Here is a 19645-nt window from a genome sequence, read left to right on the forward strand (position 1 = left end):
GTATTTGTCCGCTGGGTGACGGCTGTCAAGCGCGTCACCACATCTGGAGGATGAATGGTCGGTTACAGCACTGGGCGTTGCTGCTGCACCCACGCCTGCACGGACGGCCGCTGCCACTGGCGCTGCGCGTATCCCACCAACTCGGCGGGCACGCTGTCGCCGTTGAGGATCAGGCGATTGAGCATCACCGCCAAGTCCACATCCGCAATCGACCACGCGCCGAACAGACACGCCCGGTTACCCGCCAACAGCGCCTGGGCCGCGTTGATCAGCTTGCGCGCCGCCGCTTCGGCCACAGGGGACAAGGGCGGCATCTTCTGCCCGTAGAACACCACCATCGTCGAACGCTCCTGGCGGATCGGCAGCAAGTCACTGCGCAACCACGCCTGCACCTGCCGCGCCCTCGCCCGCTGCCGGGGGTCGGCCGGATAGACCGGGGTCTCGGGGTAAGCCTCTTCCAGGTATTCCGTGATTGCCGAAGACTCCGACAGCGCAAAGTCTCCTTCTACCAGCGTCGGCACGCGCTGGGTCAGGGACAGTTGGGCGAAGTCGGCGGTCTGGTTTTGGGCAGCATCCAGGTCCAGGGTCAAGGTGTCGAACACCAGGCCTTTTTCCCGCAGGGTGACGAACACCGACATCGCGTAGGGGCTGGTATACAAATGATCAACATACAGGCGCAACGGACGCTGGCTCATAACGATTCTCCGTGAGTGGAACACCACGCTACGAGATGTGCGGCGAGAAAGACAATGCGCTGTTTTTATGGGGGCATTCCTGGTGGGAATAGCCGCACCCGCTGTAACGGCAACGCCTGCCAAGGTAGACTTTCCACCCAGCGCGCACCTGCGTAGCACTGAAAAAGGATGTTCGTCTTGCGCTTTCCCTTCGCCGTGTTTTTGTCGTTCTCCTGTGTTTCCTACGTGGCGTCGGCCAGTGATCTCCCCGCGCTGCCCGGTGAAGTGCAGTATCAGCAAGCCGCCGCCCTGTTGAAGAAAAGCGACGCTGAGTACGCCGACCTGATGCGCTCAGTACTGGCCAAGAAAACACCTGCCGATGTGGACGAGAAGAAAGCGAACCTGGCGCTCACCCAACAACGCTTGAGCGAATCAGCGCAGGCAGGACATCCCGTTGCCGAATACCGCCTGATGCTCCTGTATCAGATCTATTTGGTGCCCGGCAAAGAACAAGAGATGTGCCAACTGGCAATCTCAAGCCTGGAGCACGGCTTTGCCCCGGCCGCACTTTACGTCGACAACACTTGCCTGGACTATGTGATGGGCCCCAAGTACATGCCGGCGCTGCAAAACGCCCTGGCTAAAATGGACGACTTTGCACCTTACTACCCGCAGCCCGCCGTCTGGTTGACCTGCGGCGCGCCGCCCAAGGGCGTCGAGCTGCAATCAGGCAGCGAAAACGATTACCGCGCCGAACTCTATAAAGTGCTCGCCAGCCGAACCAATCGCAGAACCGCCCGGCCGTTGCGTATTGAATACCTTGAGAAAGCGCTGGCAACCAACGGCTGCCCCAACGCGCGCAAACGCCTGGAAATCGACCGGGACGCTCAATAGCCGCTAGCCAGAGAACCCGCCCGCGTCCAGAAACCTAAGCTCGGCGTCGGTGGTAGCCCTGGCCAACACCTCGTTTCGATGGGGAAAGCGCCCAAACTGCTCAATGATGCGCGCGTGCTCCTTGGCCCAACGGTAAGTGTTGGCGTCCAACTGCTGGTTCAGGACCAGTGAGCGTTGTTGATCCGCCGAGTCTTCAGAATGTTCGAACGGCAGGTAGCAGAACGCACGCAATGCCGGCTCGACCTGCTGATCCAATCCGACATCGACCATGCGCCTCGCATACAGGCGGGCCAGTGGGTCGGTGGCGAACATGTGGGCGGTGCCGCGAAAGGCGTTGCGCGGGTATTGGTCAAGCAGGATCAGCAGCGCCAGGGCTCCTTGCGCCGAGTCCAGCCAATGTTCCAGTTCGCGCCGGGCGGCTTGCAGGTGGGCGGTGTGGAAGGTGTCGCGGAAGGTGGCGTCGAAGGCGTCATCCTTGGCGAACCAGTGTTTGGGGCCAGCGTGTTTCCAGAAGTCGAGGACAGATTGTGGGGTGTGTTCGGTCGCACTCACGGGGACTATCTCCTTTAGAAGCCGGCTTGCCGGCTCCTACAGTTGACCGTGTTTACCCGCTAGAAGTCCACCGTTGCGGAGAGTTTGACCGTGCGCGGCTCACCCTGGGTCAGGTAGTTGTTGGCCGTCGACGCCGACGCCCAGTACGCCTTGTTCGCCACGTTTTCGACGTTGGCGCGCAGCGTGATGTACTTGTCATCGGCCTTGAAGCCATAACGAGCGCCGAGGTCGACACGGGTCCAGGCGGGGATGTTCAGGCTATTGGCCGCATTGACGTACTCGCCACCGGTGCGCAGCATCCGCGCGTTGACGGCGGCGCCCTGGAGGCCGGGAATATCCCAGTCGGCGCCGACGTTGTACTGGAAACGTGGCACGCCAGCCGCGCGGTTACCGTCGTTGAGGCCATTGGAGGTGTTCTTCAGTTCGGTGTTCATCCAGGTCGCACCGGCCAGCAGGCGCAGGCCGTCGACCGGCTCTCCGAACACGTTCAGCTCTACGCCTTTGTTGATCTGCTCGCCATCGACGCTGAAGGTATTGGTGCCATTCGGGTTGGTGTTGGTGGCGCTGCTGGGCTGCTCGATTCGGTAGACACCCAAGGTCGCGCCAAAACCGTCCCAATCCAGCTTGACCCCGGCTTCGGTCTGCTTGCTGCGGTTAGGCGCAAAGACCTCGCCGGGGTTGGTGACGTTGGTCAACGGCGCGGTCGGCCCTTGGGCCAAGCCTTCGATGCGGTTGGCGTAGAACGACACGTGCTCCCACGGCTTGACCACCAGGCCATACACCGGTGTGGTGATGCTCTCGGCATAGTTGGCGTTGCGCACGCCCGTGGTGGTGTTCCACGCGTCTACCTCAATGGTCTGGCGCCGCACGCCCAGGGTCAGCAGCACGCGATCGTCGATAAAGCCCAGGGTGTCGGACACTGCCGCACTTTTGATGCGGTTCTTGCCGACGATGCGCGGGTCGTGGATGTCGCTGCCGAAGTAAGTAACGGACGGACGTGGGATCTGGGTCGGGTTATAGAGGTTGCCCGGCCGGCGGTTGGCTTGCAGGATCGCTTCAAACGCCGAACGTTGCTCACCCCAGATGCCGGACAAACCGAAGTTCACCTGATGGCTCACGGGGCCGGTGTTGAAGCGCCCGTTCAAGCCGGCCATGGCGCTCTTGTTGTCCTCGTCATGAGGCGAGTACAAAAAGCCCACACGGCCGCTGCCATCGTTGCCCACGTACAGCGACGAATACTGCCCGTTCTCCCGTGTGTGCTTGGCCCCACCACCGACATAGGCAGTCCAGCTGTCATTCAAATCGTATTCGGCATTGAACATGCCATAGGTGTCTTCCAGCTCCGACCAGCTCCAGTCCTGGGCATAGTTGTGCTTGGCCGATGGCGCCTTCGGCACCTGTGTGCCGTTGGGATAGACCACCGAGCGACCGCTGTTGATGCGCTCTTTCTGGTAGCCGAAGTCGGTGGACACGCGCAGGCGATCGCCCCGGTAATCCAGGGCGACGGCCACCAGTTGCGAGCTTTTGAATTCGTCCTCGATGGCCGTGTCGCCGCCATGCTTGGCCAGGTTGATCCGCGCGCCGAAGCGATTGTCTTCACCGAACCGCTGGCCCAGGTCGAGGTGGCCGCCGCTCTGGCCATCGGTAGTGGTGTCGAGGCTGACGCTACGGGTTGGCACATCTTCGGCGCGCTTGGGCACCAGGTTGACGCTGCCGCCAATGCCGCTGCCGGCTGGCGATACACCGTTGACGAAGGCGTTGGGGCCTTTGAACAACTCGACCCGCTCCAGGGCTTCGGTGGTGATGATCTGTCGCGGCAGCACGCCGTACAGACCGTTGAAGGCAATGTCATCGGTGTTCAGCGGCAGGCCGCGAATGGTAAACACCTGGGAAAAGTTGCCGAAGCCTGCCGACTGGCGCACGGACGCATCATTGAGCAGCACATCCCCGACGGTGCGCGCCTGTTGGTCGGCGATGGTCTTGGCGGTGTAGCTGACCACGCTGAACGGCACGTCATTGATCGAACGATTGCCCAACACACCCAGGCGCGCCGAACGGGCGACCTGGCCACCGGTATAGGTATCCGCCTGCGCCCCGCTCTCGCCGCTGATGGTGGTCGCGCCCAACTGCACGGCGTCACCCGTTGCTTCAGGCACCAAGGTATAGCCATTGGCGCCGGTGCTTTGCAGTGCGTAGCCGCTGCCTTGCAGCAGTTGCATGAAGCCCGCCTGCGCGGTGAAGCTGCCCTGCAAACCGGCGCTTTGCTGGTCGTTGAGCAGCGTGGAATCAAATGACAACGGCACCCCGGACAACGCCGCGAATTGCGCCAACACATTGCCCAACGGCCCCGGCGCAAGGTGGTAGCTGCGTGACGCGCTGCTCGACGGGGCGTCGGCTGCCACGGCGCTGTGCAGCGGCGCGATGGCAGCCAGGGCGATAGCCAGGCTCAAGGCCTTCAAGGGGCGGATCGGGTGCGGGGTGAAGGTCATGGGGATTCCTGTCGACGCGGTGCAGAGTTGAGGGTTCTCCCCTACACCGAGCGACAACTGAAAAGGTATCAGCGAAACGGGAAAAAAATTCAGCGCGGTTCGATCGTCACCCAGTAGCCGGTCAAGCTGCTGACCTTGACCGGCAGGGTTTCCTGCAACAAACGCAGGCTGGCGTCGGTGTCCCGCAGGGGGAACGCCCCGGACACGCTCAGCCCGGCGACGCTGTCGTGGCAGCGCAACACGCCGTGGCGGTAGCGTCCCAACTCATCGAGCAAGTCCGCCAGGCGCATCTGCTGGGCCAGCAGCATGCCGCTTTCCCAGGTGGTGGCGCCGGCCTCCAGCGGCTGCACCGCGGCCACGCTGTCACTGCCGAATGCGCTCTGCTCGCCAGCCTTGAGAATCAGCCCACGACGGGCGTGCTGCGGCAGCATTTCCACCGCACCGTCGAGCACCGCCACGCGGCTGCTCTGCTCGTCCACCCGCACGCTGAAATGCGTGCCCAGGGCGCGGGCGGTGCCGTGGCGGGTCTGCACCACAAACGGACGATGGGTCGGCGCGGGGTCCTTGGCGGTGGTGATCATCACTTCACCCTGCAGCAACTCGAGACGCCGCAGTTGGTCGGTGAACGCGATATTCAATGAGCTGGCTGTGTTGATCAGCAGGCGTGTGCCATCCGGCAAAGTGAGGTTGCGTTGCTCGCCAACGGCGGTGTGTTGGTCGGCGGTCCACGGTTGCCACGGTTTTTGCCGGTAGGCCAGCCAGGCCGCCGGGCCCGCCAGCAGCAATAGGCCAAGCGCCTGGCGGCGGCCGAGGGATTTTTTGCGGCCGATACGCTTGAGGGTGTCGCCCGCAATCGCCGCCGGCACGCTGTTGAAATCTCCCAGAATCGCCTGCGCCCGTTGCCAGGCCTGGGCGTGCTGGGCGCTGCGGCCTTGCCATTGGGCGATGGCGCGACGGTCTTCGTCGGTGGCGCTGCCGGACTGCAACTGCACCATCCAGTCGGCGGCCTCACCGAGGATCAGCGGGTCGATAGACGGGTTCATGCCACGCTCAGGCACGCAAGGAACGCATCGCGCATGTAGCGTTTGACCGAGACCAGCGACACCTTCAATTCGTCGGCGATCTGCTGATAGGTCAAGCCGTCGAGCTGTGACATCAGGAAGGCCTGGCGGGTCTTTTCCGGCAAATCCCGCAACATGGCTTCGATGCGGTACAACGCCTCGAGGATCAGCCAGCGGGTTTCCGGCGACGGCACTGCCTGCTCGGGCAGGTGCGCGATGGTTTCCAGGTAGGCACGTTCGACCTCTTGGCGACGCCAGCTGTCGATCATCAAGCCCTTGGCAATATGGGTGAGCAACGCGCGCGGCTCGCTGCCGAAACCGGCACTGTGTTGGCGGGTGAGCAGGCGCATGAAGGTGTCGTGGGCCAGGTCCGCCGCATCGTTGGCATTGCCCAGCTTGCGGTCGAGCCAGCGGTACAGCCAACCATGATGTTCGCAGTACAACGCCTGGACAGGCAGATGGAGCGAAGACGACATGCCGATCACCCGAACCCGGTAGTAATTAAGAATTGATCGCATTCTAATCTGGGCAACGAATCGCGGCAACGCGTTAATTAATGTTATAGGATAACAACCCACTTCCGCCCTGCCCTGTGACCCTCACCCATGACCGATGCTGTTCCCCTGCGCCAACGCCTGCTCTCCATCGATGCCCTGCGCGGCCTGGTGATCCTGTTCATGTTGCTGGACCACGTACGTGAAACCTTCCTGCTGCACCGTCAGGTCAGCGATCCGATGACTATCGACAGCACCGAGCCCGCGCTGTTTTTCAGCCGCACCCTCGCCCACCTGTGCGCGCCAGTGTTTGTGTTGCTCACGGGTTTGTCGGCGTGGCTGTACGGCCAGAAATATCAGGGCCGACGCGATGTGTCGGCGTTCCTGTTCAAGCGTGGGCTGTTCCTGGTGGTGCTGGAGTTCACCCTGGTCAACTTCGCCTGGACCTTTCAGCTGCCGCCCAGCGTGATCTATCTGCAAGTGATCTGGGCGATTGGCGTGAGCATGATCACCCTCGCGGCGCTGGTGTGGTTGCCGCGTTCGCTGCTGATCATGTTGGCAGTGGTGATCATTGCCGGGCACAACCTGCTGGACGGGCTGCACTTCGACGCGGGTTCGGCACTGCACATTCCGTGGGCAATCCTGCATGAGCGCAGCTGGATCGAAGTGGGCGACTCGCTGCGCCTGCGCATCACCTATCCGGTGCTGCCGTGGATCGGTGTGATTGCCCTGGGCTACAGCCTCGGCCCGTGGTTTGCCCAAGGCATGCCGCCGGCGCTGCGTCAGCGTTATCTGTTGCTCGGCGGTATGAGTGCGTTGGTAGGGTTCGTGGTAGTGCGAGCGGTCAATGGGTATGGCGAAAAACCCTGGCAAGCCTATGACAATGGCGTGCAGACCCTGATGAGCTTTTTCAACATCACCAAGTACCCGCCTTCGTTGTTGTTTCTGGCACTGACGCTGGGGATCGGCTTGCTGTTGTTGCTGGCGTTCGAGAAGGCGGGAAGCAAGCGTTGGATCGGCCTGCTCGCCACCTTCGGTGCAGCGCCGATGTTCTTCTATCTGCTGCACCTGTACGTGTTGAAAATCCTCTACGTCGCGTGCGTGGCACTGTTCGGCCTGAATCACGGCAACTACTTCGGCGTCGACGGCGTGGGCGCCATTTGGCTGGTGGCGTTGCTGCTGCCGCTGGCGCTGTATCCGCCGGTACGTTGGTTTGCCGGGCTCAAGACGCGACGCCGCGACCTGGCCTGGCTCAAGTACCTGTAGAAGCTCGATCTATGCGTGAGTCGAGGTGACAAGCTCCACTCATGTGGCGACCAGGTGCACATAGAACGCGTGAAACATGAAATACGCACACACCGCCAGCGCCAGGCCCATGCAGCGGTTGAACACGGTAAACGCCGACGTCCCGTTGATCCGCCGCCCCAGCAGTGCACCAAGCAACGCATAGATCCACGGCGCACCCAACGCGCCAAAGGCCAGCAACGCCGACACCAGCGCAATCGACACCCCAGTGATATGCGCCGCCGGCAGCATGACGCTGGTGATCGGTAGCACCGCCATGATGCCCTTGGGGTTGAGCAACTGGATCACCAGGCCGTTCCAGAACGTGAGCGTCTTGGCCGGTGCAGTAGAGACTTTTTCATCGACCACCGTGCGCGCGGTGAACACCTGATAAGCCAGGTACAAGGTGTACACGCCGCCAATCAACGAAATATAGGGCAACACCGCCTGGGAAATGATCGCCTCGCCGGTGTAGCCGAACAGCACAAACAACACCAGCATCGCGCAGCCGACGCCGATGAAAAACCCGGTGGAGCGCCGGAACTGACCGGTGAGCCCGGCGTTGAGGCCCATGAAGTTCACGGGGCCGGGGCTGTACATGACGCTGAAGGCGTAGAGGAAGATGTCCATGGAAGACCTGCAGTAGAGGGAGTGCGGCGAGTCTACTGAGGGGGGTTGGGGGGATTCTTGTACGTTTGTGGTGGGGCAGGATTTGGGGAGGCGGCGCATCCCAGCGGGAGCAAGCTCCCTCGTCACAGGAAGCTCGCTCCGGCGAGGGCTTTACATCAACGGAATCGAGTAGTTCACAAACACCCGATTTTGGTCCTGGTCCCGCGCCACTTCACTGCGCGACACGCCGTTGCGCCAGCCGAACCCGACGTTCTTGAACGTGCCACTCTGCACCACGTAATCCAGCGAGATATCACGCTCCCACTCGCTGGCGTCGTTGCCGCTGGCGGTGAGGATGTGGTCGCCCTTCAAGTACATCACCGAGGCCTTTAACCCCGGCACGCCGAGTGACGCGAAGTCGTAGGCGTATTGCGCAAAGGCAGTGCGCTCGCCGGCCTGGATGAAGGTTTGCACGGTACGGTCGGTGTAGAGGTACAGGCTGGAACCGCCCTCCCCTTTGTTCACCAGGCCGCCCTGGTTGAGCTGGGCGAAGTTGCTGTCGTCCGAGACTTGCTGGTAGCCGGCGGTGATCGCGTGCGGGCCCAGGGAGTAGATGAACGCCGCGCTCCAGGTGTTGTTGTCGATTTCACCGGTGCCATTCTTGGTATAGCCGCCGAGCTTGTAACCTTCAGCACGGCCAGAAGCGCTGCTATTCTTGCCGTCGGAGGTGGTCTTGAAGTAGCGCAGGTCGGTTTTCAACGAGCCGTAGTCGCCCAGCGGCAATACGTGGATCAGCCCGGCGAAGTGCTGTTGATAATAGTCTTCGAGGTTGGCGTAGTAGTACTGGACCATCAGGTCCTTGGTCACTTGGTAATCGGCACCGGCGTAGTTGAATTTGTTGCTTTCCTGGGTGCCGCCCGCCGCCGCAAGGCCGCTGCGGTCGCTGGAGCCACGGCCGGTGGTGTGTTGCAGTTGGCCGCCGATCAGGGTCAGGTTGTCGATGTCCTTGCTGGTGATTTGCCCACCTTCGAACGACTGCGGCAACAGGCGGCCGTCGTTACTCACCAGGATCGGCAGGTTCGGCCGCAGGTAGCCGTAGCGCAGTTCGCTCTTGGCAAAACGCGCCTTGGCCGTGGCGCCGCCACGGGCCCAGTTGTCGGTGGCCTTGCCGTCGTCGTTGGGGATCATCGAGCTGCCCACGTGGCGGCCGGCGCCGCTGTCCAGGGTGATGCCGAGCATGCCGATCGCGTCGAGACCAAAACCGACGGTGCCGTCGGTGAAGCCCGATTGGTAGTTGAGGATAAACGCCTGGCCCCACTCTTCGGTCTTCGACGGTGCGGCGGCGCCGTCACGGTTGTCGTTGTTGAAGTAGAAGTTGCGCATACTCAAGTTGGCTTTGCTGTCGCTCAAGAAATCAGCCGACGCCAAAGGGCTCAGGGCAACGCCCAGGCCGCCGGTCAACACGCTTAACATATTCAAAGTGGCTTTCATCACAACCTCAGTCAATTAACCCATGAGCGTCATAAAACGGATACGGCCCCGGGTACTCCCCGAATACGCCGTTGTGGCTGATCAAACCCTGTTGCGCCTCCCAGCGATGCAACAGATAGCCCGCCGGCTCCAGGTTGAAATGCGCGGGCGCCGCTTCTTGTAGGTCCAACACGATCTGGTGCGAGGTGCCGGGGCATACACAACTCAGGCTGCCGCCGAAACGGCGCTGCATCGGACGGTGCAAGTGCCCGCACAGCAGGCGCTCGACTTGCGGATGACGGGCAACGACCTGCTCCAGCGCCGCCGCATTGATGAAGGGCTCGCGGTCCATATGGCCGATGCCGCTGATAAACGGCGGGTGATGCAAAATCAGCAAGGTCGGCGCCTGCGGACGCAGCGACAATTGCGCGTCCAGCCAGTGCAATTGGCTGTCGAGCAACTGGCCGCCGTGGCCGCCGGGGATGGTGGAGTCCAGACCGATCAGGCGCAGCGGATGCTCGTCCACCACCCAGTCCAAGGGCCCCTCTGCGGACACAGGCAAATACGCGTGATCCCGGAACGCCTCCAGCATCGGCCCGCGCGTGTCGTGGTTGCCCGGCACCAGGTAGCACGGCATGTGCAAACGGGCGAGTTCGGGGTGCAGCACGGCGTATTCATCGGCGCGGCCAAAGTCCACCAGGTCACCGCTGATCACCACGATATCGGGGCGTGGGTAACTGGCGTTGAGGTGATCCACGGCGCGGCGCAGTGCGCCCAAGGTATCCACCACTTCATAAGTGAGGCGCTGGCCGGCTTTAAGGTGCAGGTCGCTGATCTGCGCGACAAGAAACGGACGATTCACAGTAGATTCTCAAGTATTCAGGGTGAACAACATGTGCGGCGCAATCGCCAGGGCGATCGGCGCGCCGACGGCGTACAGCTGGTTGTCGCTGCTGTCGACCAGTAGCGGTTGCGGGCCGCCCACATCCACCAGCAGGCGGCTTTGTGCGCCCTGGAAAAACTGCGCCAGCAGATGGCCGTGCAGGTGCCCTTCTCCCTCCATCACCTTCAGGTGTTCCGGGCGGCAATAGACCGTGCTGGGCTGCTCGGCGGCCTGCCACGGCAACTCGCCGCCGCAGACTTTCAAGCCATGGGCCGAAGTCTCGATTACCTCAAAGGCATTGAGGTTGCCGACGAAGCCCGCGACGAAGGCGTTGGCGGGTTTCTGGTAGATGTCACGCGGGCTGGCCAGTTGCGCGACACGGCCGTGCTCCATGACCAGGATGCGGTCGCCCAGGGCCATGGCTTCGCCCTGGTCGTGAGTGACGAACACCGAGGTGATGCCAAGGCCGCGCAGCAGGTCATTCAGTTCGCTGCGCAGGCGCTCGCGCAATTGCGCATCGAGGGCCGCCAGGGGTTCGTCCAGCAACAGCACTTTCGGACGCGGCGCCAAGGCACGGGCCAATGCCACGCGCTGGCGCTGGCCGCCGGAGAGTTCGTGAATGCTGCGCTTGCCGTGATGCTGCAAGCCCACCAGCTCCAGCAACTCGTCGCAGCGCTTGTTGCGCTCAGACACCGACATCCCGCGAATCTTCAAGCCGTAGACGATATTTCCCGCCACATCCAGGTTGGGAAACAGCGCGTAGTTCTGGAACACCATGCCCACATCACGGCGCTCGATGGGCAGGCGCGTCACGTCCTGGTCACCGAACAACACCTGGCCCACATCCGGGCGCTCCAGGCCGGCGATCAGGCGCAAGGTGGTGGTCTTGCCACAGCCGGACGGGCCGAGAATCGCCAGGGTTTCGCCGCCCTCGACGGTCAGGTTCAAGTCATGCACGGCCACGGTGCCGTCGGCGAACGCCTTGCGGCAGCCTTGCAGGCGGATAGTGATAGCGGTCATCGACGCTCTCCACGGGACAAACGGGCGCTGATGGCCTGCAACGCAATCAGCAGCGGCACGATCATCAGCAAAAAGATAAGGGTGTAGGCGCTGGCAATTTCCAGGCGCGCCGAGGCGTAGCTATCGGCCAGGCCCACGGGCAGCGTCTTGGTCATGGGCGTGTGGAGCATCCAGGTCAGGTTGAATTCACCCAGGGACAAGGTCACCACCATCAGCACGCCGGCCAGGATTCCCGCCCGGCAGTTGGGCACCACCACACTGAAAAAGCGCTTGATCGGACCGGCGCCCAAACTGGCCGCCGCCTCTTCCAGCACCGGCAGTTGCTGGCGCTGCATCACCGCCATCACCGGGCGTACCAAAAACGGCAAGGTGAACAGCACATGCCCGACCAGGATGAACAGCCAACTGCTGCGAAAGCTGCCGAACTGCCCGTAGGTAAGCAGCAAGGCCAGTGCACTGGCCAACCCCGGCATCGCCACCGGCAGCACCATCAGTTCTTCGAAGGCGCGGCTGAAGCGGTTGTTCATCCGCACCAGGGCGTAGGCCGCCGGCACGCCAATCACGCAGACACACACCGCGCAGGCCAGCGCCAATTGCAGCGACAACCACACAGTGGGCGAATAGGCCTGCCACACCTGGACCAACCAATCGAAGGTCAAGCCACTGGACAGACCGACGAAGAAGTTGCGGGTCAAACCCGCCAGCAACGACATCACCACCGGCACCAACATGAAGGCGCACACCAGCAGGGTAAATAGCAGTTGCAGCACAAACAGCGATGAGCGTTTCACAGCACAGTCCCCGCGTTTTTCACCAGGCGCCGGGTCAGCAGCAACACCGCCCAGGTCACCGCGCCCAACACCACTGACAGCGCAGCGGCGACGGCAAAGTTGGCGTAGTTGGTGAATACGTTGTAGATCGCCACCGGGGTGACATTCAGTCGCGTGCCCAAGGTAAACGCCGTGCCGAAGGCGCCCATGGACGTGGCAAAACAGATCGCCCCGCAGGACGCCAATGCGGGCGCCAGGCCCGGCACGATCACGTCGCACACCACGCGCCAATGCCCGGCGCCCAGGGAATGCGCGGCTTCTTCCAGGCTGCGATCAAGGCTCTCGCAGGCCGCCATCACCGTGAGGATCACCCGTGGAATCGAGAAGTACAGATAGCCCACGAACAACCCCGCCAGCGAGTAGGCAAAGATCCAGCGCTCGCCAGCCAGTTGCAGGCCCAGCGAGGCCAGCAGGCCTTGACGACCGGCCAGCAGAATCACCAGGAAGCCCACCACCACACCGGGAAAGGCCAACGGAAAGGTGAGCAACGCCACCAGCGCCGAGCGCCCGAAAAACTGGTGCCGGGCGAGGAACACGCCGCTGATGCCGCCGATCACCAGGGCCACCAGCGTCACCACCACGGCCAGGATCAGCGTTTGCCCAAGGCTGCCCAAGTACTGCGCGCTGCTGAGCACCTGCCAGTAACCACTGCCATTGCTGTCGCGGCTCTCGGCGCCGAGCACCATCAAGTGCGCCAGCGGCAGCAGCCAAAAGGCGAGCAGCACCGCAAAGGCCGGGGCCAGTGCCCAGGCGGCATGTTTTGCCGATGCTGCCACTTACTTGACCTCGTTCAGGTAACGGGCGGCGAAGGCTTCCTGCACAGCGGCCATTTTTTCGTAGTCCACTACCCCGGCGCGGGCATAGTCGCTGTCGGGCAGGAACTGTGCGGCCACGTCAGCCGGCATTTTCATCGGGCGCACCGGGCGCAGGTAGGCCTTGGCCCAGAGCGCCTGGCCTTCGTCCGACAGCACGAAGTCGAGGACCTTTTGCGCATTGGCGCGGTGCGGTGCGTTGGCCACCAGGCTCATCACGTAGGGCACGCTGATGCTGCCTTCCTTCGGGATCACGAAGGCGACGTTGGCCTTATCTTTGTAGCGCGCGCGGTAGGCGTTGAAGTCGTAGTCCACCAGGATCGGCAACTCACCGGACAGCACCCGCGCATAGGCGGTTTGCTTGGGCACGATGGGCGCGTTCTTCGCCAACTTCTGGAAGTAGTCGATGGCCGGTGCGAAGTTGTCCAGGTCGCCGCCCAGGGCGCGGTTGATCGCCACGGCCGAGACGTAGCCGACGAAGGCACTGGACGGGTCGAGGTAACCAACCATGCCTTTGTATTCGGGCTTGAGCAGGTCGGCCCAGCTTTGCGGCACCGGCAAACCACCCAGCGCATCAACATTGACCATGATGCCCAAGGTGCCGGAGTGGATCGCGAACCAGTGGCCGGCCGGGTCTTTCAAGCCAGCGGGAATCTGCTCCCAGGCCTTGGGTTTATAGGTGTCGACCACCTCGGCTTTTTGCGCCTGCAGGCCGAAGGTCACGCCGTAGTACACGACGTCGGCCACCGGCGCGGCTTATTCCGCCACCAACTGCGCCAGGGACTGGCCGGAGTTCTTGTTATCCAGCGGTACTTGCACGCCGGTGCTGGCGGCGATGGCCTTGAGCTGGGTGCCCCAGTCGGCCCAGTCCGGCGGGCAGTTGTAGCAGATCGCGGTTTCGGCGGCCTGGGCCAGGCTGGCCGCACCGCACAGCAGCACGGCTGCCAGGGTTTTACTGAGTGCGCGCATCAAGGGTTTCCTCGTGGGGTTGAGTACTGTCGCCCGGCCGGATATGGCAAGGCAGGCAATGGGACGTCGGGGCGTTGCCGGCGATCTGCGCCAGCAGTTGGTCAATCACGGTGCTGGCGAGCAAGGCGATGGGCTGCACCACGCTGCACAGGGTCGGGTGCATCTGGGTGCCGAGGCTGATGCCGTCGAAGCCCATCACCGACAATTGCTCGGGCACGTTCCAGGCGTTGCGACGCAGTTCGGCGATCAGGCTGATCGCCAGGAAATCGTTGGAGCACACCAATGCAGTCGGGGCCTGGGCGCCTCGCAAAAAGGGTTCGATGGCGGCGAATTCGGCCTGGGTGTGGGCCGGCATTTCGATCACCGCGCGGGGTTCCAGGCTGTATTCGCGCATGGCGTCGCAATAACCGGCGTAGCGCAGGCGGGCACGGTCGGACTGCAACGCAGGGCCGGCGACCATGCCGATGCGTCGGTGCCCGGCTTCCAGCAGGTAACGCGTGGCCAGCGCCATGCCCGCGCGGTTGTCCACCGACACGGCGCTGTAGTTGGGATTGCTCGGTTGGTGATAAGCCAGCACGAACGGGGTTTGCTCGGTGTTCAAGCTGCTGAGCACGCTGTTGCTCTCGGCATCGGTGACCGTCAGCACCAGGCCGTCGACGCGCTGGCGCAGCAGTTCTTCCACCACGATGCATTCGCGCTCGCTGCTGTAATCGGTGGTCGCCAGCAACAGGCTGTAGCCGCGCGCCCGAGCGGCGCGCTCCATGGCCTGGAACTGTTCGGCGAACACCGGGTTGAGCAGGTTGGGCACCACTACGCCGATCAACTGGGTGGTTTGCAGGCGCAGCTGGCGGCCCAGCAGATTGGGGCGAAAACCCAGCTCACGGGCGGCGGCGAACACTTGCTCACGGGTGGTCGGGCGCACCTGGTCGGGGGAAGCAAAAGTGCGGGCGGCGGTGGCGCGGGATACGCCCGCCAGCCTGGCTACGTCTTTCAGGTCAGTCATTGTCACTCGCTTGAGATCGATCTCATTGGCGAGGACAGTAGCGGGGGAATGTGGCAGTTCAGTGCCGAGAACATGACGATTTGATGTCATCCAAGGACTGCTGCTATGCACCTGTGGTGAGCGGGCTTGCCCCGCGCTGGGTGGCGAAGCCACCCCAATAAGGACGTCGCGCAGCTCCAGAAAAATCGTGGTGCCTGGATTTAGGGCGGCTTCGCCCCCCAGCGCGGGGCAAGCCCGCTCACTACAAAAAAACGGTGTCAGCCCCTGAACAGTCACACTCCAGCGCTACGCTCGTAAACCCAGGGCAGCAAAATCCGCCCACTAACCTTTCGATTCGATCCAAGTGCGGGCACAATGCGTGTCCTTTTTTGGCAGGCACCGCCGCAGGCTCTCAAAAATGATCAAAACGCCGTACTACCTCATCGATAAACAGAAGCTTCTGGTCAACATGCAGAAGATTGCTTACGTGCGCGAGCAGTCCGGCGCCAAGGCGTTGCTGGCGCTCAAGTGCTTTGCCACCTGGTCGGTGTTCGACCTGATGCAGCAATACATGGACGGCACCACCTCGTCGTCGTTGTATGAGCTCAAGCTCGGTCGCCAGAAGTTCGAAGGCGAGGCACACGCCTACAGCGTGGCCTGGGCCGACGATGAAATCGAAGAGATGCTGGATAACTGCGACAAGATCATCTTCAACTCGATCAGCCAGCTGCAGCGTTTTGCCGAACGTTCCGAAGGCAAGACCCGCGGCCTGCGCGTCAACCCGCAGGTGAGCAGCTCCGACTACCTGCTGGCCGACCCGGCGCGTCCGTTCAGCCGTTTGGGCGAATGGGACCCGGTGAAGATCGAAGGCGTGATCGAGCAGATCTCCGGCTTCATGTTCCACAACAACTGCGAGAACGGCGATTTCAGCCTGTTCGACAAGATGCTCGGCACCATCGAAGAACGCTTCGGCGCGCTGCTGCACAAGGTCGAGTGGGTCAGCCTCGGCGGCGGCATCCACTTCACCGGTGAAGACTATGCGGTGGACGCGTTCTGCGCGCGCCTGAAGGCGTTCTCCGAGAAATACGGCGTGCAGGTGTACCTGGAACCCGGCGAAGCGGCGATCACCAACAGCGCCTCCCTGGAAGTCACCGTGCTCGACACCCTCTACAACGGCAAGCACCTCGCCGTGGTAGACAGCTCCATCGAAGCCCACTTGCTGGACCTGCTGATCTATCGCCTCAACGCCAAGCTGGCGCCAAGCGACGGCGAACACACCTTCATGGTGTGCGGCAAATCCTGCCTGGCCGGGGACATCTTCGGCGAGTATCAATTTGATCGTCCGCTGGCCATCGGCGATCGGCTGTCGTTCATCGACACCGCAGGCTACACCATGGTCAAGAAAAACTGGTTCAACGGCCTGAAAATGCCGTCCATCGTAGTGAAACAACTCGACGGTACAGTCGAGGTGGTTCGTGAATTTGGTTACGACGACTACCTGTCCAGCCTTTCGTAAGCTGGCGGATAAAGGAGAGATAAAGCAATTGAAAAAGAACGTTCTTATCATTGGTGCAGGAGGTGTCGCCAAGGTGGTGGCCCACAAGTGCGCGCAGCACAACGACGAACTCGGTCGTATTGCTATCGCGTCGCGCAACATCTCCAAATGCCAGGCCATCATCGACAGCGTCAAGGCCAAGGGTAGCCTCAAGGTTCCCGCCGACATCCAAGCCTTCGCGCTGAACGCCCTGGACGTGGAAGCGACCAAGGCTCTGATCCGCGAGACACAATCGCAGATCGTCATCAACGTAGGTTCCGCGTTCCTCAACATGTCGGTACTGCGTGCCTGCATCGATACGGGCGTTGCCTACCTCGACACCGCCATCCACGAAGAGCCGGGCAAGGTCTGCGAGACCCCGCCGTGGTACGGCAACTACGAATGGAACCACCTGGAAGAGTGCAAACAGAAGAACATCACGGCCATCCTTGGCGTGGGCTTCGACCCGGGTGTCGTCAACGCGTACGCCGCGCTGGCGCAGCAACAGCATTTCGACCGCATTGATTCGATCGACATCCTCGACGTCAATGCCGGCTCCCATGGCAAATACTTCGCCACCAACTTCGACCCGGAAATCAACTTCCGCGAGTTCACCGGACAGGTGTGGAGCTGGCAGAACAGCCAGTGGACCAGCAACACCATGTTCGAAGTCAAACGCACTGATGACCTGCCGGTCGTCGGTTCGCAGAACCTCTACCTCACCGGCCACGATGAAGTGCACTCGCTGTCGAAAAACCTCGACGTGCCCAACGTGCGTTTCTGGATGAGCTTCGGCGAACACTACATCAACGTGTTCACCGTGCTGAAAAACCTCGGCCTGCTCTCCGAAAAACCGGTCACCACCGCCGAAGGCCTGGAAGTCGTGCCGTTGAAACTGGTCAAGGCCGTGCTGCCCGACCCGTCGTCGCTCGCGCCTGGCTACACCGGCAAGACCTGCATCGGCGACCTGGTCAAAGGCACCAAAAATGGCCAGCCCCACGAGATGTTCATCTACAACGTGGCGTGCCATGAAGAAGCCTTTGCCGAAACCGACAGCCAGGGCATCTCCTACACCGCAGGCGTGCCACCAGTGGCCGCTGCGCTGCTGGTTGCCCGTGGCGAGTGGGATGTGAAGCACATGGCCAACGTCGAGGAACTGCCGGCTGAGCCGTTCCTGAAAGCGCTGGACGTGATGGGGTTGCCGACTCGGATCAAAGACGAGAACGGTGATCGTGCGTGGGATGCGATTGCCTGATAGGCGATAGCGATCCGAACAAAAAAATGCGCCTCCAGGGGCGCATTTTTTGTTGGACGGGGTTTTGCTCTAATGCCAAGCAGTTAAGCGCAATACAACCTCTGTGGTGAGCGGGCTTGCCCCGCGCTGGGCTGCGAAGCAGCCCTAACTCGGCCGACGCGTTCTTCCAGGAAGCCCACAGTTGCCTGGCTTTGGGGCCGCTTCGCAGCCCAGCGCGGGGCAAGCCCGCTCACCACAAGAATGTGGCTGCCTGTCGTTTCCTTAACTGGCTGGCATCAAAGCAAGCCCCCTTCCACATGGCTCATTGCTGTGTTCAGAGATTTCCCACAAGGCTTTCAGGTTGTCTCTAGGAACTTCGCTGGCTAACCTCCTCGCCGTCGCTGCCCATTCAGTGACCGGATTTGACCGTCCGATTAATTAAAGTACTGTTGCGCCAAAACCTATTTCAGGCGTTTTTTTTATGCCTGAGGTATCGTGTCGCGGCGGCTGTACGCGGGATACCTTCGGGTATGCCGGATTTCCTTTGATTGCCGGTCGGTCAACCCGCGTACAGCTGCCACCCTCTTCGTTTGACCGCGAACGCTGGCAGCTCCACTAATCTTAGGAATGCCACCATGATCAAAGACAGTCCAAATCCCCCCGCAACCCCCTTCACCCTCCACCCCAACCTGGGCACCGAAACCCTGCTGGCCAATGCCTCGCAAGACCTGGCCTGCCTCAACGACATCGCCGCCCACCTCGCCTTTGAAGTCGAGGGCGCTCAACGCAACGTAGCGCTGGGTATCTGCCGCATGCTTGAAGGTATGCAATTGTTGGTGGACAAGGCGTTGGACCAGGCTCATCCGGCGGCCTGACCGAACATCACTCTCGAAACCAATGAAACTCAACTGTGGGGCTGGCTTGCCTGCGATAGCGGTCTTCCAGCACCGAATGCGTTGGCTGACACACTGTGATCGCAGGCAAGCCACACATGTAAGTATCAGTGCCTGTTATTCCAAGTTCCGCGCCGAATTGCTCAACGCCCGCGAACACTGCAACAACGCCGGCGCCAACTGCTTCTCTGCATCCGCCCTGCTCCACCGACTGGTCGGCGCCACCACATGCACCGCGGCCACCGGACGGCCATTGGCACCCAGCACCGGCGCACCAATGGTCATGTCGCCCAGGAACAGCTCCTGGCCATTCACCGCGTAGCCCTGCTCGCGCACCTGTTGCAACGACTTCAGAATCTGCTCGATGTCAGTCAGCGTCTGGCTGGTGTGGGCAATGCGCTGGCTGTTCTCGATCAACACCAACGCCTCCTCCTGCGGCAACGCGCTCAAATACGCGCGCCCCGACGCCGTGCAATACATCGGCACCCGCGAACCGATCGGCATATGCACCGGCACGAACCCTGAGCTGACGAACCGCGCGATATAGGTCATGTCGTAGCCCGCGGGCTCGGTGAGGCATGACGTTTCGCCGGTCAACCGCGTCAGTTCCGACAGAAACGGGTTGGCCACCTCGATCAACGAATGCGCATCCAGGTAACTGAAACCCAACTCCAGCACCCGGGGTGTGAGTTGGTAATGCCGTGTGCGGGAGTGTTTCCGAAGGTAACCCAGGCTTTCCAGGGTAAACACCATGCGCTGGGCCGAGCTTTTGGTCATGCCAGCAGCCTCGGCCACCTCTGCAAGGCTCATGCTGCGGCGCTGTGCGCTGAATGCCTTGAGCACCGACAGGCCTTTTTCCAGGGATTGGTTGTGCAGACTGTTGCGTTCTTCGGACATGGCGGACTCGCGGTCAGGTCGATCAGGCGTGGCGTTATTTCTACCTCAAATCACAAAAATAGAC

18 protein-coding genes and 1 pseudogene are annotated in these 19645 nt (G+C 61.9%); 5 read left to right on the forward strand and 14 right to left on the reverse strand.

Annotated features, from left to right (window positions below; genetic code table 11):
- Positions 1 to 62: 62 nt before the first annotated feature.
- Positions 63 to 695, reverse strand: coding sequence for a glutathione transferase (gene yfcF / locus OZ428_RS19590; protein WP_269130981.1), 633 nt, complete (start codon positions 693 to 695; stop codon positions 63 to 65).
- Between the two features lie 177 nt (positions 696 to 872).
- Between yfcF and OZ428_RS19595 the strand changes: the two genes are divergently transcribed.
- Positions 873 to 1568 carry a hypothetical protein gene (locus OZ428_RS19595; protein ID WP_269130982.1) on the forward strand — a complete coding sequence of 232 codons (696 nt, stop codon included), beginning with the start codon at positions 873 to 875 and terminating at the stop codon, positions 1566 to 1568.
- Positions 1569 to 1571: 3 nt separating this feature from the next.
- Here the strand turns inward: OZ428_RS19595 and OZ428_RS19600 are convergent, their stop codons facing one another.
- From OZ428_RS19600 to OZ428_RS19615, 4 genes are all read right to left on the reverse strand, one after another.
- Positions 1572 to 2120, reverse strand: coding sequence for a DUF924 family protein (locus OZ428_RS19600; protein WP_269130983.1), 549 nt, complete (start codon positions 2118 to 2120; stop codon positions 1572 to 1574).
- Between the two features lie 59 nt (positions 2121 to 2179).
- Complete coding sequence (locus tag OZ428_RS19605) at positions 2180 to 4609, reverse strand: TonB-dependent receptor (RefSeq protein WP_269130985.1); 2430 nt, start codon at positions 4607 to 4609, stop codon at positions 2180 to 2182.
- 89 nt (positions 4610 to 4698) lie between these two features.
- Entirely contained in the window at positions 4699 to 5652 is a 954-nt protein-coding gene (locus OZ428_RS19610; RefSeq protein ID WP_269130986.1) for a FecR domain-containing protein, read from the reverse strand.
- Positions 5649 to 6146: a sigma-70 family RNA polymerase sigma factor gene (locus OZ428_RS19615; RefSeq protein ID WP_033896865.1), complete on the reverse strand. Its 498-nt coding sequence runs from the start codon at positions 6144 to 6146 to the stop codon at positions 5649 to 5651. The genes OZ428_RS19610 and OZ428_RS19615 overlap by 4 nt, the downstream gene beginning before the upstream one ends.
- Before the next feature lie 129 nt (positions 6147 to 6275).
- Here OZ428_RS19615 and OZ428_RS19620 point away from each other — a divergent pair, with 129 nt between their 5' ends.
- Positions 6276 to 7430: a DUF1624 domain-containing protein gene (locus OZ428_RS19620; RefSeq protein ID WP_269130987.1), complete on the forward strand. Its 1155-nt coding sequence runs from the start codon at positions 6276 to 6278 to the stop codon at positions 7428 to 7430.
- Between the two features lie 39 nt (positions 7431 to 7469).
- Here the strand turns inward: OZ428_RS19620 and OZ428_RS19625 are convergent, their stop codons facing one another.
- From OZ428_RS19625 to OZ428_RS19660, 8 genes and pseudogenes are all read right to left on the reverse strand, one after another.
- Complete coding sequence (locus OZ428_RS19625; protein ID WP_269130988.1) at positions 7470 to 8078, reverse strand: LysE family translocator; 609 nt, start codon at positions 8076 to 8078, stop codon at positions 7470 to 7472.
- Between the two features lie 150 nt (positions 8079 to 8228).
- Positions 8229 to 9548 (reverse strand): OprD family porin, encoded by a 1320-nt coding sequence (locus OZ428_RS19630; protein WP_269130989.1) that lies wholly within the window; start codon positions 9546 to 9548, stop codon positions 8229 to 8231.
- Positions 9549 to 9555: 7 nt separating this feature from the next.
- Entirely contained in the window at positions 9556 to 10389 is an 834-nt protein-coding gene (locus OZ428_RS19635; RefSeq protein WP_269130990.1) for a phosphodiesterase, read from the reverse strand.
- Between the two features lie 9 nt (positions 10390 to 10398).
- The gene (locus OZ428_RS19640; protein ID WP_269130991.1) at positions 10399 to 11430 is read right to left on the reverse strand and encodes an ABC transporter ATP-binding protein; all 1032 of its coding nucleotides are present in this window, start codon (positions 11428 to 11430) and stop codon (positions 10399 to 10401) included.
- A complete protein-coding gene (locus OZ428_RS19645; RefSeq protein ID WP_038846943.1) occupies positions 11427 to 12221 on the reverse strand; it encodes an ABC transporter permease in 795 nt (264 codons plus the stop codon). The genes OZ428_RS19640 and OZ428_RS19645 overlap by 4 nt, the downstream gene beginning before the upstream one ends.
- The gene (locus OZ428_RS19650) at positions 12218 to 13036 is read right to left on the reverse strand and encodes an ABC transporter permease (protein ID WP_269130992.1); all 819 of its coding nucleotides are present in this window, start codon (positions 13034 to 13036) and stop codon (positions 12218 to 12220) included. The genes OZ428_RS19645 and OZ428_RS19650 overlap by 4 nt, the downstream gene beginning before the upstream one ends.
- Positions 13037 to 14041, reverse strand: a pseudogene (locus OZ428_RS19655) (ABC transporter substrate-binding protein).
- The gene (locus tag OZ428_RS19660) at positions 14025 to 15044 is read right to left on the reverse strand and encodes a LacI family DNA-binding transcriptional regulator (RefSeq protein WP_269130993.1); all 1020 of its coding nucleotides are present in this window, start codon (positions 15042 to 15044) and stop codon (positions 14025 to 14027) included. Before OZ428_RS19660 ends, OZ428_RS19655 begins: the two are co-directional and overlap by 17 nt.
- A gap of 397 nt (positions 15045 to 15441) precedes the next feature.
- Between OZ428_RS19660 and OZ428_RS19665 the strand changes: the two genes are divergently transcribed.
- The 3 genes from OZ428_RS19665 (at position 15442) to OZ428_RS19675 (ending at position 18666) form a co-directional block, all read left to right on the forward strand.
- The gene (locus OZ428_RS19665; protein WP_028616547.1) at positions 15442 to 16539 is read left to right on the forward strand and encodes a carboxynorspermidine decarboxylase; all 1098 of its coding nucleotides are present in this window, start codon (positions 15442 to 15444) and stop codon (positions 16537 to 16539) included.
- 28 nt (positions 16540 to 16567) lie between these two features.
- Positions 16568 to 17812 (forward strand): saccharopine dehydrogenase family protein, encoded by a 1245-nt coding sequence (locus OZ428_RS19670; protein WP_038846952.1) that lies wholly within the window; start codon positions 16568 to 16570, stop codon positions 17810 to 17812.
- Between the two features lie 614 nt (positions 17813 to 18426).
- Positions 18427 to 18666 carry a DUF6124 family protein gene (locus tag OZ428_RS19675; protein ID WP_269130994.1) on the forward strand — a complete coding sequence of 80 codons (240 nt, stop codon included), beginning with the start codon at positions 18427 to 18429 and terminating at the stop codon, positions 18664 to 18666.
- A 135-nt stretch (positions 18667 to 18801) separates the two neighbouring features.
- Here the strand turns inward: OZ428_RS19675 and OZ428_RS19680 are convergent, their stop codons facing one another.
- Positions 18802 to 19581, reverse strand: coding sequence for an IclR family transcriptional regulator (locus OZ428_RS19680; RefSeq protein ID WP_269130995.1), 780 nt, complete (start codon positions 19579 to 19581; stop codon positions 18802 to 18804).
- Positions 19582 to 19645 lie beyond the last annotated feature (64 nt).

Origin of the sequence: Pseudomonas sp. GXZC, assembly GCF_026967615.1 — a bacterium.
GTDB classification, from domain to species: domain Bacteria; phylum Pseudomonadota; class Gammaproteobacteria; order Pseudomonadales; family Pseudomonadaceae; genus Aquipseudomonas; species Aquipseudomonas azotoformans_A.

Excerpts from the sequence above, each read along its gene's own strand:
- yfcF (WP_269130981.1), bottom strand. The coding sequence starts at position 695 with ATGAGCCAGCGTCCGTTGCGCCTGTATGTTGATCATTTGTATACCAGC.
- OZ428_RS19605 (WP_269130985.1), bottom strand. The coding sequence starts at position 4,609 with ATGACCTTCACCCCGCACCCGATCCGCCCCTTGAAGGCCTTGAGCCTG.
- OZ428_RS19610 (WP_269130986.1), bottom strand. The coding sequence starts at position 5,652 with ATGAACCCGTCTATCGACCCGCTGATCCTCGGTGAGGCCGCCGACTGG.
- OZ428_RS19615 (WP_033896865.1), bottom strand. The coding sequence starts at position 6,146 with ATGTCGTCTTCGCTCCATCTGCCTGTCCAGGCGTTGTACTGCGAACAT.
- OZ428_RS19620 (WP_269130987.1), top strand. The coding sequence starts at position 6,276 with ATGACCGATGCTGTTCCCCTGCGCCAACGCCTGCTCTCCATCGATGCC.
- OZ428_RS19625 (WP_269130988.1), bottom strand. The coding sequence starts at position 8,078 with ATGGACATCTTCCTCTACGCCTTCAGCGTCATGTACAGCCCCGGCCCC.
- OZ428_RS19630 (WP_269130989.1), bottom strand. The coding sequence starts at position 9,548 with ATGAAAGCCACTTTGAATATGTTAAGCGTGTTGACCGGCGGCCTGGGC.
- OZ428_RS19640 (WP_269130991.1), bottom strand. The coding sequence starts at position 11,430 with ATGACCGCTATCACTATCCGCCTGCAAGGCTGCCGCAAGGCGTTCGCC.
- OZ428_RS19660 (WP_269130993.1), bottom strand. The coding sequence starts at position 15,044 with ATGACTGACCTGAAAGACGTAGCCAGGCTGGCGGGCGTATCCCGCGCC.
- OZ428_RS19665 (WP_028616547.1), top strand. The coding sequence starts at position 15,442 with ATGATCAAAACGCCGTACTACCTCATCGATAAACAGAAGCTTCTGGTC.
- OZ428_RS19675 (WP_269130994.1), top strand. The coding sequence starts at position 18,427 with ATGATCAAAGACAGTCCAAATCCCCCCGCAACCCCCTTCACCCTCCAC.
- OZ428_RS19680 (WP_269130995.1), bottom strand. The coding sequence starts at position 19,581 with ATGTCCGAAGAACGCAACAGTCTGCACAACCAATCCCTGGAAAAAGGC.